This is a genomic window from Rhizobium sp. NLR16a (genome assembly GCF_017948245.1).
Lineage (GTDB): Bacteria > Pseudomonadota > Alphaproteobacteria > Rhizobiales > Rhizobiaceae > Rhizobium.
This window is the reverse complement of sequence record NZ_CP072865.1, coordinates 2,041,861-2,056,489: the sequence shown is the minus strand read 5'-3', so window position 1 is coordinate 2,056,489 and position 14,629 is coordinate 2,041,861. Positions and strand designations below refer to the sequence as shown.

10 protein-coding genes and 1 pseudogene are annotated in these 14,629 nt (G+C 57.7%); 10 read left to right on the top strand and 1 reads right to left on the bottom strand.

Translation table 11 applies throughout. The features are described from left to right. Nucleotides 1–15 precede the first annotated feature (15 nt). The 6 genes from J7U39_RS10045 to J7U39_RS10020 all read left to right on the top strand — a co-directional run bounded on the left by J7U39_RS10045 (nucleotide 16) and on the right by J7U39_RS10020 (nucleotide 8,516). A complete protein-coding gene (locus tag J7U39_RS10045) occupies nucleotides 16–291 on the top strand; it encodes a hypothetical protein (protein WP_210628097.1) in 276 nt (91 codons plus the stop codon). Nucleotides 292–357: 66 nt separating this feature from the next. After that, nucleotides 358–495, top strand: a complete 138-nt coding sequence (locus J7U39_RS10040) for a helix-turn-helix transcriptional regulator (protein WP_210631638.1) — start codon at nucleotides 358–360, stop codon at nucleotides 493–495. A 124-nt stretch (nucleotides 496–619) separates the two neighbouring features. Next, nucleotides 620–1,249, top strand: coding sequence for a DUF433 domain-containing protein (locus tag J7U39_RS10035; protein ID WP_210628096.1), 630 nt, complete (start codon nucleotides 620–622; stop codon nucleotides 1,247–1,249). Next, complete coding sequence (locus J7U39_RS10030; RefSeq protein WP_210628095.1) at nucleotides 1,246–1,620, top strand: DUF5615 family PIN-like protein; 375 nt, start codon at nucleotides 1,246–1,248, stop codon at nucleotides 1,618–1,620. The genes J7U39_RS10035 and J7U39_RS10030 overlap by 4 nt, the downstream gene beginning before the upstream one ends. A gap of 369 nt (nucleotides 1,621–1,989) precedes the next feature. Continuing rightward, nucleotides 1,990–8,178 (top strand): RHS repeat-associated core domain-containing protein, encoded by a 6,189-nt coding sequence (locus tag J7U39_RS10025; protein ID WP_210628094.1) that lies wholly within the window; start codon nucleotides 1,990–1,992, stop codon nucleotides 8,176–8,178. After that, nucleotides 8,175–8,516, top strand: coding sequence for a hypothetical protein (locus tag J7U39_RS10020; RefSeq protein ID WP_210628093.1), 342 nt, complete (start codon nucleotides 8,175–8,177; stop codon nucleotides 8,514–8,516). Before J7U39_RS10025 ends, J7U39_RS10020 begins: the two co-directional genes overlap by 4 nt. Nucleotides 8,517–9,030: 514 nt before the next feature. Here the strand turns inward: J7U39_RS10020 and J7U39_RS10015 are convergent. Then, nucleotides 9,031–10,216: pseudogene (locus tag J7U39_RS10015) on the bottom strand (IS3 family transposase). Nucleotides 10,217–10,420: 204 nt separating this feature from the next. On the opposite strand from J7U39_RS10015, the gene J7U39_RS10010 reads away from it, so the two are divergent. The 4 genes from J7U39_RS10010 (at nucleotide 10,421) to gspG (ending at nucleotide 14,628) form a co-directional block, all read left to right on the top strand. Next, on the top strand, nucleotides 10,421–11,002 hold the full coding sequence (locus tag J7U39_RS10010) for a hypothetical protein (protein WP_210628092.1): 582 nt from the start codon (nucleotides 10,421–10,423) through the stop codon (nucleotides 11,000–11,002). A gap of 559 nt (nucleotides 11,003–11,561) precedes the next feature. Then, on the top strand, nucleotides 11,562–13,703 hold the full coding sequence (gene gspD, locus J7U39_RS10005; RefSeq protein ID WP_210628091.1) for a type II secretion system secretin GspD: 2,142 nt from the start codon (nucleotides 11,562–11,564) through the stop codon (nucleotides 13,701–13,703). After that, on the top strand, nucleotides 13,703–14,173 hold the full coding sequence (locus tag J7U39_RS10000; protein ID WP_210628090.1) for an A24 family peptidase: 471 nt from the start codon (nucleotides 13,703–13,705) through the stop codon (nucleotides 14,171–14,173). Before gspD ends, J7U39_RS10000 begins: the two co-directional genes overlap by 1 nt. Beyond that, a complete protein-coding gene (gspG, locus tag J7U39_RS09995) occupies nucleotides 14,173–14,628 on the top strand; it encodes a type II secretion system major pseudopilin GspG (protein WP_210628089.1) in 456 nt (151 codons plus the stop codon). The genes J7U39_RS10000 and gspG overlap by 1 nt, the downstream gene beginning before the upstream one ends. The last annotated feature ends 1 nt before the right edge of the window (nucleotide 14,629 follow it).

Below are 14,629 nucleotides of genomic sequence, written 5' to 3'. Positions count from 1 at the left end.
AACTGGGAGGGCTTCATGGCAGGCAATGATCTTATGCGCCTGATCGATGCAATCGATCGCCTTGCTGCCGGCGGCTTCGCCATGGGCGCTGATTGGCAGGCGGTTCACGATATCTGTCAGCGCCACGAAGGCGAACAGCCGTTCGACTGGGGCCACGCCCTCTGCCATCGCATCGAGGGCGATGACTGGAATGCCGACTACTGGTATCGCCGCGCCGGCAAGACCCGCGGCACGGGCACGATCGCCGACGAATGGGCGGCGATGCGGGCGGAATTGTCTGCAAAGGCTTGAGCTTTGCCCTGACCGCGTCGGTTTAAGGCGCGATCAGGGTTGCCGGACCTATCTGCTGCGACCTGACTGTCCCCAAAAGGCCTGTCGCAAGAGGAGCTCGCACATCAAGCAGGCATCGATCGTACCTATATCAGTTCGCTGGAACGCAGCGTTTATAACGCGAGCATCGACGTCGTGGATCACCTGCAACCGTTTTGGAAATAGAGGCCTCTGTTTGTTGAAACGGCGGCCGAAAAAGTGAAGCTGCCATCGCTCGTGATAGCCGAAATTGCAATCGGTCTTTACGCCAACCTTCGCTCAATATATATTCTCCTGAAGGAGAATGATTATGGTTGCTACATCACGCGCCTACACGCCCGCCGAAGCAGCAGCTGTCAGTGAGATTGCTGTAAAGTCGGTCCATAATGCAATCGACAAGCGGATCGTCAAGGCACATTTTGGCCGCGCTGGCCGAGAACTTTCGGATGACGACCTGCTCCGCCTGAAGCTCTGGTATGGTGTGGGATCGATCCTCTCTGCGGAGCGCCGCAAACGCTTGTTCGAAACGATCGACGAGAATCCTGATGCGGATACGGTGAGGGCAGACGATTATCTAATCGTCGACGTGGCGCGGGCAAGGGAGCAACTGGCTGCGCGGGCAGAGACCCTTCGAGAAGCCGAACGCGCGATCCGAAGCACCAAAGGGGTCGTCGGTGGCGAGCCGGCATTCAAAGGAACCCGAGTTCCGGTGCGCATGATCGCGGCGATGAAGCAGCAGGGCGCCACTACCGAAGAAATCGTCGAGGGTTACCCTTCCGTCACGGCCCGGATGGTGGAACTCGCCGAAATCTGGACGGCAGCTCACCCGGCCCGAGGGCGGCCGAAGAAGCTGTCGGAACAGGGACTGAAGGTGAAGGCCGTGAAGAGTTTGCGTCTCGCCACGACTGGGTCCCGGAAATCCTCGGGCACGACTTCGTGAAGTTCCTGATCGATGAATGCCTGCACACATCGCTCGTGGCCGTGGCTCAAGATCACGGGCACGACTGCTTTCACGTCAACTGGCTTGGCCTAAGCGGCGAGACCGACTGGGATCTGATGCCTCGCATTGTCGCGGGTGATTTCACCTTCGTGACGAACAACGCGCGCGACTTCCGGAAACTCTACGCAAAAGAGGAATTGCATGCCGGCCTGGTCATCATCGTTCCTCAGGTGCTGCCGGCACTGCAGCGGGAATTGTTCCTGGCTGTTGTGCAAGAGCTCGCCGACGCCCAGGAGATCGTGAACGAAGCCATAGAGATTGCGATCGAAGATGGCCAGGCCGTGCTGACACGCTACGCACTGCCGGGATGAAGTTCAATTTCAACCGATAAGCGACAGATCGATCCGAATCCCATCTCGGTCAACGTCCTCGTTTCCGCCGACTCCCCGTCGTTTGGCTCCGCTGCAGAGTCGGTCCCAAGATTGCCGAAACAGCAAAGCTTTCAGCCCCGACTCCTGCATCGAATCTTATGGGGATTCTCTCTTCTCTGTGCTTGGCGTCCGATGAACTTGCATCGTTCACCCGCATCTCCTTGAACTTATCTTCAGATGCGATCAATACCTCAGCTGTTGATGATTGAGAATTATTTCTTGAACCTCACACTTGTCTACTTGCGTTCTTAAATATTTTCGACTTTAGAGAGTGGAAATTTCAGTACGTCTTGATTCATCCGGGGATTCATGCGTCAGTTTCGTTTGCGTGTTGCGGCTTCGGCTGCAGCGGTTCTCTTTGCGTTGTCTGTCGCGCCGGGCATAAACTCCGCGGTTGTCGGAACCGCGGTTGCGGCCGATACCGCCAAAACCAGTGGCAGTGGCCTTGGCAATGGAAGCACGGCCGGCCTCGGCGCGAAAGCCACCGAGGCTCCAGCAACGTCCAATCTCACCTCCACCGCTGACGCTTCCTCGCAACCAGATAAGACGGTCGACCGAACCACGCTCGGCAAGGGAGGTCTGGCGCCGGCCGAAGGCGCCGCCGACGGTGAGACGCTGACGGTTGACGGGCAGGCCAAGGACGCGGCTTCGTCGGCTGAGTCGAATACGACGCAAGCGGCAGGCGCCACCACGCTAGCGGCGACGGCCACGACAGTCCAGCCGGATTCGGCTGCGGTCAATGCGCCCGAGAAAGCATCGGTTCCGCAAATCTCCAGCAATGGATCATTCACACAGCTCATCAGCCTCGACCTGCCGGATTATTACGATATTGCTCCCAGGCTGACGCTTCGTTACAATTCGGCGCGCAAGTCTCGGCTCGGCGGCCTGTATCAAGGCTGGCTTGGATACGGCTGGGGTCTCGACGGCCTCGATGTCATTGAGCGGGAAAGTCCCGGTGGCGGCGTCCCGACATGGAGTGACGCCAGTGACGTTTATGTGCTGAACGGCGAACCTCTCGTTGCCTGTTCGGCTGCGTCCAGCTGCCAGCCCGGATCGACGCATACAACCGAACATGAGTCGTCTCAGCGGATTATTCTCAGTTCCAACAGATGGACAGTTACAGACAATAAAGGGGTGTTGACGACCTTCCAGTCTGTGGCGGAAATTGCCAACGCACCACATAGTGATCCTAATTGGCGCGGGCGTTATTTGCCCACCTCGGTGGTGGATCCGAACGGCAATCGGGTGACTTATTTCTATACCTGCCCTGATATTCCCACCTGTTATCCGACGCGGATCGAATACGACAGCCGCTCCTATATTACGTTCGGCTACGAGCCTCGGCCTGACTATCAGCCGGTGGCCAATGGTTCGGGGATTACATGGAACCGTTACCGGTTGAAATCCGTCGCTTATAGCGTGGCTGCCGAAGCCGGCCTCAGTGGCGGCTACGCCCTCTTTTACAATCAGGCGCCCTTTTCGAACGCATCCCGCCTTGTGCGTGTCGATCGTTATGGCCGCGATTTGGTCGTCGATTCGAATACCAACATCACCAGTGGGACCCATAAGACCATACGGTCGATGGTCTATGACAACATCAACTACAGCTACACGCGGCTGAACAATCAGTTCCCGGCGCTAACGCCTGGAGATGGCGCCAAGCAGCTCTCCTATTTCCTCTCCCGGCAAATCGGCGATCTGAATTTCGATGGCAGAGACGAGTTTTATGGATCCTTTCTCGCTTATCACTATGATTCCGGTTTGCGTACCTATGTGGCTGACCCCCTCAAATTTACGTTGACGAAATTTAGCGGCACCGGCGCTGTCGCCGGCACGTCGACTATCGCTGTTCCAACGAATTCTTGTTACGAGGGAGCGCTGGTTCCGAACTATTTCGGCGGCCGTTTTGTGTCGGGAAAGCTGACCAAGGATCTCGCATTTACCTATAACGTGCGAAACAGATGCAGCATTATCGACAAGACCCGTGTTAGCGGCATTATCACAACCGATGCCTCGTTGAACGTGTCGACTTCGCTGTGCCCGAACGCCAATACTGCTGTCTGTAACGCCATTCCCACGGATTACGACGGTTCTAATACAGTCAAGAACGCGTCCGTGGATCCGGACGGCGATGGATACGATCAGCTCTTCAATGTCGGCGATTATATTCGCGGTGTTGCAGATTTTTCTGGCGGCGGTCGCCAGGGTTACGTCAGAGGCCAGATTCTCAGCGCGTACAAATACGCCGGCGGCAGCTCGTTTACCGGCCAGGCGATGGGCGTTGACTGCAGTTCCGCGTCCTATTACTGCGCCCTTGCGGATATGAATGGCGATGGCACAACCGACGTTGTCAAGGCGACGCCGTCCGGATCGGGGAGCTACGTGGCAACGGTCTGGCTCGGGACTGGCTATAGCTTCATCCAGGTTGCAAGCGGCCTGGCACTTGAGGGCACGCCGATCCTGCGCGACATGGACAATGACGGCAAGGTCGACGTTGTCGCCGCCAAGGATCGAAAGGACACCGATCCCTTCAAGGACCTCAGAGCCTATGGCCTTTGGTTTGGAAGCTCCGGCAACAGTCTCGTCATCTCGCCTTTCCTGCAGCGCGGTTCCGGTCTGTCGGGTGACTTCAATGGCGATGGCCTTCCCGACTTCGTCGCTTCCCAGACGGACACTGTCATTTCCAATGCCGGTCCGGGCAACCCGAATCTCTTGCGGACCGTCACCTTAGAAACGGGTGGGACGATTTCGGTCAACTACGCCCCTTCGACGAGCTTTACCAACAGCTTCATGCCGGTCGTCATGCATCCGGTGACGAAGGTGACCGTCGCCGATGGACGCGGAAACTCTGCCGCCACCAGCTATTCTTATTCCGGGGGTCTCTACAATCCGGCCGCCCGGAAGTTCCTGGGTTATCGCACCGTCAGCACGACCAAACCAATCCTAGCTGGAGATACCGCCGCTCCGATCGTCGTGACGACGTACCGACAGGATCTGGCGAGCTACGGATTGCCGGACACCACGGTTTTGCGCAACTCGGCGAACACGGCATCCAAGACGATCACCGAAACCTATGACGCCAGCATCGCCTCGAAGCCTTACAAGGCCAGAAACATTGCGACGACAACGAAGCTGACGGAGGGGGGCACGACGGCCTACCTGCGGACGGAACGCAGTTTCGACGCCTATGGCAATGTAACCGAGATCAAGGATCGCGGCCGCACGGTGGATGCCGCCGGCACGGAGAATGTGAACACCACCGGCGACGAGAAGACGACGACCTTCACCTTCGCCCCGAACACCTCCGCTTACATTGTTGGGCTGCCGACTTCGAAGACGGTTCGTCTCGGTGTCGATGCCGCGTCGCCGATCGGCAGCAAAGAGGAATATCTCTATGACGATGCGACGGCGGTTGCGACGCCGCCGGTCAAGGGCAACCTGACGCAGAAGCTTGCCTATATGAGCGTCGGCAGCACACCGCGGGTGTCGCCGACCAGCTACGCTTACGATGCCTACGGCAACCGGATTGCCGAGACCGATGCGCTCGGCAACCGCAGCGAATGGGACTACGACGCCACCTATCATCTTTACCCGGTGGCGGAACGGGCGCCGCGCTACTTCGCCAATGGCGCCCTGACGGGTGACAGCCGCTTCACCAGCACGACCACCTACGATCTGGTCTGCGGGCTGCCGGCGACGAAGACCGACTGGAACGGCATCGTCGAGACCTTCACCTATGACGCCTATTGCCGGCCCTATGGCTATGTGAATGCCGGATCGGGCAATTACCTCAACACCCGCTATGAGAACGAGGGCAGCCCGACGACACAGGCGGTGGTGACCTCTTCGCCGCGGACCAACGGGACAGGCGAGGTCTTCAGCCGCACCTATTATGACGGCCTCGGCCGGCCCTGGCAGGTGGAGACGCCCGGGGCGTCTGCCACCGGACCGGTTCGCATCACCGAGACCGCCTATGATGCGCGTGGGAACGTGCAGAAGACATCACTTGTCCGATTCAAGGCCGCCGCGACCGAGCCTGAGACGATACAATGGACGACCAACAGCTATGACTGGCAGGACCGGGTGATCAAGCAGGTCAATCCCGACACCAGCCAGAAGCTCTATCAATATGCGGCGCAGTCGGCACTTGTGACCGACGTCACCAGGCTGCCGGTGTCGCTAACGGTCATGACCGACGAGGAAAACCATCCGCATCGCAGCTATGCCGATGCGGACGGCAATGTCATTGCCCTGCAGTCGCAGCTCGGCGCGAACTGGGTCACGGAAAACCGCAGCTACGACCCGCTCGGCCGTCTGCTGGGGGTGCGCGACCCGAAGGGCGCGCAATGGACCTATACCTACGACCTGCTCGGCAACCGGCTGACGGCAAGCGATCCGGATCTCGGCAACTGGTCCTATGCCTATGATGATGCCGGCCGGCTGATCCGCCAGACGGATGCGCGCGGCGCGGTGACGACGATCGCCTACGACCAGATGGGCCGGGTCACCCGCAAGGAGGTGACGGAACCGGGTGCGACGGTGCCGACCCTGCTGGCTGAGAACAGCTATGACGAGCCGGCCGCCACCGGTTCGTCGCACAATGCCGGCATGCTGACCAAGGCCGAGAACGCCAATGCGACGCTGACCTACACCCGTTTCTATAACGGTGCCGGCGACAAGGTCATCACCCGGGCGGTCATCGACGGCGTGGCGAGCACGACCACCGTCGAGCATGGCCCGACCGGCAAGACCACGGCGATCGGTTATCAGCCTGCCAACATCGTCGTCGGCAAGCGGACCTTGCCCTGGCTCTATAACGACGCCGACCTGCTTTCCAGGATCCCGGGACTGATCGACTCGACCAGCTACGAGGCCGACGGCCAGACGCAGACGATCAATTACATCAATGGCGTAAAGACGACCTTCGCCTATTCGCCGACGCGACGCTGGCTGGAGCGGGTGACGACGGCGAAGGGCACGACGGTGCTGATGGACAATCAGTACAGCCGTGACAAACTCGGCCGGATCAAGACCATCACCGGCCTGGCAGCCAACGACAACTGGACCTATGGCTATGACGATCTCTCTCGCCTGACCGGCGCCGACAATGCCGGCGACAACAGCCTCGACGAGACCTACAGCTACGACACCAATCACAATCTTCTCTCCCGCACGCGGGTCGGCAGCTATGTCTATCCGACGACGGCATCGGCGATCCGCCCGCATGCGGCAACGCAGATCGGTGCCAAGACCATCGACTATGACGCCAACGGCAACATGGTCTCGGATGGTAGCCGCACGCTGAGCTGGGACGGCGCCAACCGGCTGGCGAGCGTCACCCAGGACGGCGCCACGGTGAGCTTCGCCTATGGCCCGGACGGCGCCCGGGTGAAGAAGAGCTGGGGCTTCGGCACGACCCTCTATCCCGACGCCAATGTCGAGATCGACCGCTCGACGCCCGGCACCGACATCTACACCCTTTATCCGCATCCAGACGCCAAGATCGTCGTCACATCAGGCAGCACCGAGCAGGACAAGTTCTTCCTGCACCGCGATCATCTCGCCTCGGTGCGGCAGGTGACCAACGAAAGCGGCTACCGGGTCGAGCAGACCGGCTATGCCGCCTATGGCGAAGCCACCAACACCAGCTTCCAGACCAAGAAGAGCTATATCGGCGAACGCTTCGATGCCGAAACCGGGCTGATGTACCTCAATGCCAGATACTACGATCCGGCCTTCGGGCGGTTCATCTCGCCGGATGACTGGGACCCGACCAAGGAAGGCGTCGGCACAAACCGCTACAGCTACTCCGAAAATGATCCCGTCAATAAAAGCGATCCGAATGGGCATATAGGTGGTACGGTCGGGAACGTTGGAATGAAGACATTCTCCGAAACAATTGGGAATGCTTTGCGCGCACTGGAGAGTTTTTTTGGTGGAACGACAGGGCAATCTGTAGCTCGATCGGCCGCAGGAGCAAGGACGTTTGCTGCGGCGGGACCATCGGGCTCCCCAGCAATGGCTGTCGCAGCAACTACCACTGCAGCACTTCTCGCAACGACAACCTCGACCGCGACTAAGGCGCAGGAAGAAGCCAACAAGCGTCTTGTCTATCGAGGGCTTCGGCAAGACGAAGTGCCCTATCTCGCAACAGGTCTGATGGCGAAAGATCCCCTTGCCCAACTCGACCCGAGCTATCATATTGCTGACGACGGACAGGAGCGGAGCCAGTATATTTCGACGTCTAAATCGCTAGCCGTAGCGCAAGAATATGCGGCCAGCGGAAGAGCGCCATCGGATACGGTGGTTGCTATTGATCTGAACCGTGTTCCGAGCAGACACTTTGATTATTCCCAAGGCGGCACTGGGAATCCAAAAACTGACAGCCTTGCTATCGCAGATCAGGAAGTCTTAATCGAGAGATACGTGCCCGCAGCGGCTATTGTCGGAATTATGAGAGGCGCCAATGGCTGGAAAATGGGGGAGGGCAAACGATGAGGTTTGCTGAACAAATTCAACAGGAATTCAGTCGCGGTGGCTTCTTCTATAACATCCGGAAGATGGCTTTTATAAAGATTGAAGCCGTGAGAGCCATTGAGAAGATACGTCATCTTGATGCTGCTGCGTATAGTGATAGTGAGAAAATGGAAGTGGCACTGTTGATCTGGGACCTTCCAATCTTGATGTTGTGGTGGAGGGACGGATGTGTGGATATGGGAGCAGACAAAAGCGAATTTGAGGCGTATGCCCGGGAATTCCAGCGCGTTGTCGAAGAAAAACTTAAAATTCTTTTGCAGAAGCCGTCGAGCAAAGACGATATATCCCGTGAGCATTAACCGAAAGAAATGGAGCTGATGCGGCAGCAAGAGTTAGATGACGTTTCGCGCTTGGAACTAGTTACCAGCTGACCTGCCACCGAGAGTTTCTGTCCGACGCGTGGAAGTCGATCCCAACAACTTCACTTTGGTTTTCGGGAACGGAAGATGGACGCGTTCACCACTCGCCGCGCCGATAAAGGCCGATACCGGCAATGTAGTTGGCGGGATGTTCGGCCTGCGCTGAACTTTCACCCAGTGACGACTTAGAGCCTGGGGGTTTTGAATACGCCAACAGGCGCGGTGTGAGCAACGGAAACGCGAAGCTTCATCTTGCGTAGCGTTGGAGCCGGTTTCGGCCATGGTCCCGGCGAAGTCTGCCGGGGTTTGACACCAAGCGATGAGTGCGGCGGGAAAGGGTTTGGTCGTCCGCCTGACTTTGCCCCGTTGAAATATTCCAATTCGAAGCTGAGCCCCGACCGCGCCGATCTAAGGCGCGGTCAGAGTGAGTTGATCATGACCTGCCACTGAACTTTCATCCAGCGGCGATTAGAGCCCCGGCGGTTTTCGATACGCCATTTGGCGCGGTGGGAGCAACCGGCGGAAACGCGTAGCCTTCATCTTGCGCAGCGTTGGAGCCGGTTGCGGCGATAGTCCCGGCATAGTTGGCCTCTGATATCCGAGCGATGAGTGTGGCCGGAAATTGTTGTAGTCCTCCGCCCATTCGGAAATGGCGCTGCGGGCGTGGCCGAGACCGAAGAACAGGCTCTCGTTCAGCAGTTCGTCGCGCATGCGGCCGTTGAAGGATTCGACGTAGCCGTTCTGCATCGGCTTTCCCGGCGCGATGTAGTGCCATTCGACCTTGTGCTCCTTTGACCAGGCGAGGATCGCGTTCGACGTGAACTCCGTGCCGTGGTCGGAGACGATCATGCCGGGCTTGCCGCGCCGTTCGATAAGCGCCGTCAGTTCGCGGGCGACCCGACGCCCGCAGATTGATGTGTCGGGGATTGCCGCCAGGCATTCGCGCGTCACGTCATCAACGATGTTGAGCACGCGAAACCTCCTTCCGCAGGCAAACTGGTCGTGGACGAAATCCAGCGACCAGCGGGCATTGGCCTTCGCTTCGACCAGGATCGGCGCACGGGTGCCGACGGCACGCCGTCTGGCTTTGCGCTTGCGGACCGAAAGACCTTCCTTGCGATAAAGACGATAGATGCGGTTGACCCCGGACGGCTCTCCCTCCCGCTTGAGCAGGACGAACAGCCGCCGGTAGCCGAAACGCCGTCGCTCGTTGGCGAGGTCGCGCAGTCTTGCCCGCAGTTCGACCTCCGGCGGTCGGCTCGGCCGATAACGGATCATCTTGCGGTCGGCGGATATGATCTGGCAGGCCCGCCGTTCCGAAAGATCCATCACGGTCTTCAGATGCGCGACGGCGTCACGCTTGGCGGCAGGCCCTACCATTTTTTTGCCAGAAGCTCGCGGAGTGCGGCGGCATCCAGCATCTGCTCGGCGAGCAGCTTCTTCAGCTTGGCGTTCTCCTCTTCGAGCGCCTTCAGACGCTTCGCCTCGGAGACCTCCATACCGCCGTATTTGGCTTTCCAGTTGTAAAATGTCGCGTCCGAAATCCCATGCTTGCGGCAGAGCTCGGCCACCTTCGCGCCAGCCTCCTGCTCCTTCAGCACCGCAATAATCTGCTCTTCCGTAAATCTCTGCTTCTTCATGCGTCCGTCCTTCAATGGGCCGGACTCTAATCCAATCTGGAGGAAATTACCCGTGGCAGGTCACGAGCCAGCAGGAGTGCGGACCTCGCGAACGAGGCGCTGAATGGAAAAATTACCAATCGGTCCCACGACAAGCGCGAAAATGTGGCAAGCCCGTGGGGGCAGCGGTAGGATGGGCTGTCGAAGATACGGAATGGAGCGAAGATGGATATCAAGGAAATCCGCAAACGTGCGCAGGGGGTAGCTCGCGGAGAGGTAACCGCGAATGAATTGGAGTATGCGAGAAGTATCCTTAGATCGTCGCGAGGAAATATCAGTTCTGCGATATATGTTGTCGGTCTTTGCGGCGACGCTTCTGATGCGATATTGATCGAAAGGTATTTGTCGGGTCCGGATCGCGACATTTACGGGGAGCTGGCTCTAAAAGCGTTATGCAGATACCTGGGCCTGGTCGAAAAATACAGAGAAATGCTGCGCTCTTTGATTATGTCAGACGACGATATCGGATGGGAGAACAGCCGGATGAGCGCGATAAACCTAGCTGACATCTATCTTGAAAATTTCGATGATCGTGAATTAGGGTGCAGGTTATTAGAGATCATGATCAACGAAGCGGATAAAGACCGGATTGCCGCCCGCAATAGCTTAGTGCATATCCTTCAACTGAGATCAGAACTGGCAGAGCCTTTTGCAATGGACTTAGACATAACCTCCGGTGATGCTAAGATGATCGTGGCCGCAGCAGAAAGGCGGTTTCGCTGCTCCGCTCTTAACAGATTTCATTGACTCGAGTGTCGAAGCCCAAACAAGGCGAGTCGGTGTCATTGACAGTGGCACGAGCCAACGGCGGCTTCGAGTGTTGAAGGGGGACCGCGCCAACCGGTTATCAAACGTCGCCGAGACGACGCTCCGGTGACCTTCACTTATCCGGTCGCCAAGGTCGCAATCGGTGCAGGTAGCACCACGCAGGAAAAGTCCTTCTTACACCGCGATCATCTCGCCTTGGTGCCGCAGACGGCGAACGAAAACGGCACCCGGTCGAGCAGACCGGCTAAACCTCCTAAGACGAAGCCACCAACAGCAGCTTCCAAACTATGTAGAGCTATATCGGCGAAAGCTTCAATCTAAGCCGACCGGATGTGTCTGCGTTAGCCCAAGAGGGGACGGTTAAGAAGCCGACGTTGGAGGCTTCTGAGGTGAAACGCTATACTGAAGACCAGCGGCGTTTTCCATTCATTAAATATCTACTAATAATTGTGGAAACTAATAGCATTTCAGCCGCCCTCGGATGCGGGCAGATGACGAGGTGCGTAATGTCTCTTCATTAGAAGAGCGAGTCCCTTTCATGAAATCTGTGGTGCCCCTTTGTCTGTTCGGCTTGCTGCTGCTCGCCGCCTGTAGCTCCACGGATTCAGTAGAAGATGTGCTGTCGGTCAAGCTGAACGAACTGGATTCCACCGGCAAACCTCTTCCGACCACCCGCTTCTCGTCCCGCGTTATTGGTAGCGCGTCATCGGACCAAAACTTCAATGGCGCCATGCACCAAGGGAGCGGCACATTCGTGTCTTACGGCGCTCCGCCCGTGTCAGTCGGACAGCTTTCGAAGGGTGGAGATGGCTACAGCCTCAATCTTGTCGGGGCGTCCATTGCGGCGGCCGCAAAAAGCGTACTCGGAGATACGCTCGGCCTGAACTATATCGTCGATCCACGCGTCTCCGGCACCGTGACATTGCAGACGACAAGCCCTGTGTCTCGCGAGGCACTCCTCGATATTTTTGAGGCCGCTTTGTCCGTCAACGGTGCAGTCGTGGTGAAGCGGCAAGATAGCTATCAAGTCGTTCCTTCTTCTGAGGCGTTTTCCTCGACCCCACAGGTGAGCGTGCCATCGGTCTCGCCGAAGGGGCCTGGCATCAAGGTGCAAGTGGTCGAGCTCAAATATGTCTCCGCCGAGGAGATGAAGGGTATCCTTGAGCCGATCAGCCGCCAGGGCTCGATCCTGCGGGTGGATGCGACACGCAACCTTCTGATGCTTGCCGGTACGAACAATGATCTTTCCGCCATGCGCGAGGCAATCAGCGTATTCGACGTCGATTGGATGGAAGGCATGTCGGTCGCTCTTCATCCCTTGAAAGCGTCACAGCCATCTGCCGTCGCCAAAGAGCTCGACACGATCTTTGCCAACGACAGCGGCGGCGGCAAGATCATTCGCTTCATTCCCAACGAGCGTCTGAACTCGGTATTGGTGATCACCTCGCGCCCGGCGTACCTGCAGCGCGCTTCAAGCTGGATTCAGAAGCTCGATCGGCTTGCAAGCACCAACGAAGAGCAGCTCTTCGTTTATGACATCCAGAACCGGCCCGCAAAAGAGCTTGCCAAGGTATTGCAGGCTGTCGTCAACGGACAGTCGTCTTCAGACGCGGCCGGCCAGTCCGCAAACGCAGTTGCTCCCAATCTCGAGCAGGCGAGCCTTTCAACGGCGGATGACCAGGCCCAAACGGCAGAGGCGACTGAAACAGCTGCGCCGAGCCCGCTCGAAGGCTACAGTGCGGAACCGGCCAAGGTGAAAACCTCGATTGTTGCCGATGTCGAAAACAACGCCTTGCTGATTTCCACGACCGCTCGGGAATATGAGCATATTCAACAGCTCTTGCGGCAGCTGGATGTCGTCCCGACCCAGGTTCTTCTCGAGGCCGTTATCGCTGAGGTGACGTTGAACAACGAACTGAAGTTCGGTCTTCGCTGGTTTTTCGAAAACGGCAATTTCGGCGTCGCATTTTCAGATCTTGCAAGTGGAGGCACTCGCATGGCATTTCCCGGCTTCGGCTGGAGCTATGCGACCAACGACATCCGCGTGACGCTGAACGCTCTCTCCAGCATCACAGACGTCAACGTCGTTTCGGCGCCAACGCTGATGGCGTTGAACAATCAAAAGGCGACATTGCAGGTTGGTGACCAGGTTCCGATCGTGACGCAGCAGGCCGCAAGCGTGAACGGAGATTCGCCGGTCATCAATTCAATCCAGTTGAAGGATACAGGCATTATTCTGTCGGTGATTCCGCGGGTGAATAGTTCCGGGCGAGTCATGCTCGACATCGAGCAAGAGGTCAGCGACGTCGTGAAGACGACTTCATCAGGCATTGACTCGCCAACCATTCAACAGCGCAAAGTCTCGACGCGGGTGGTTGTGAACGACAACGAAAGTTTGGCTCTGGGCGGTCTGATCCAACAGAAAAACAGCGTGGACCGCAGCCAAGTGCCGCTTCTCGGCGATATTCCGCTCCTCGGCAATGCCTTCAAGAACAAGACGGATTCGATCAAGAAAACCGAGCTCCTGATTTTCATCAAACCACGCATCGTTCGCGACGTGAGCGAAGCCCGCGATGTGACCGACGAGTTTCGCAGACAACTGGACTTCCGGTCGGACATTCAAAAAAGACGCGGAGGAAAAAATGCCGTTCAACAGGATCTCAAGCGGCTGGCCTATTGATGTTGCTCGTTCCCTTCGCTGTGATCCTCGCTGTCTGCATGCTTGCGGTCAGCTATGTCGACTTTCACCGTCTGGTGATTCCGAACCGGTTGAATGCGATCGTTCTCGTTGTCGGCGCGGCCTTCAAACTCTTGGCCGGGCTTGAGGCATTGGCCCTCGCGCTCCTGTTCGGCGCATTTGTCTTTCTGATGTTCTGGACCCTGAGGTACGTCTATTGGCGTTTCAGAGGCGTCGTCGGTCTTGGCCTCGGGGACGTCAAGTTCGCAGGTGCCGCAGCGGTTTGGCTGGATCCGTGGAGCTTTCCCGCCTTCCTGTTCATCGCATCCGCTCTTGCACTGCTTTATTTCTGCGTCATCGCCAAGCGAACACCTGACATCACATTGCTTCGGGTTCCCTTCGGCCCGTTTCTGGCGCTCGCGTTGTTCGTCACATGGAATTTCAACACCTTTTACAGTCAGGCGATTGGATAATGACCAAATACATTCCGAACAGTAATGAGCAGTCAGCGGATCGCAATCAGGCGATTGAAGGCTTTACACTCGTTGAACTATTGGTCGTACTCGCCATCATCGGCCTGATTGCCGCTCTCGTGGCGCCACAGGTGTTGAAGTACCTGGGTTCAGCAAAAGTCGAGACCACAAAAGCTCAGATCAAGAACATCGAAAACGCGATAGAGCTCTACTACATCGATGTCGGCCGTTACCCCTCTACCGAGGAGGGGCTAACCGCACTCACGCAGACGCCATCCGACGGCAGTGTCTGGAACGGCCCCTACCTTAGGAAGTCCGGTGTCATCCTGGATGCCTGGGGCACGGCTTATCAGTATAAGAGCCCGGCGGAGGACCGGCCTTACGAGGTAATCTCCCTTGGGCGCGACCGCAAGGCTGGGGGGCAGGGGCAGGACGCAGATATTCGGAGCGAATAGC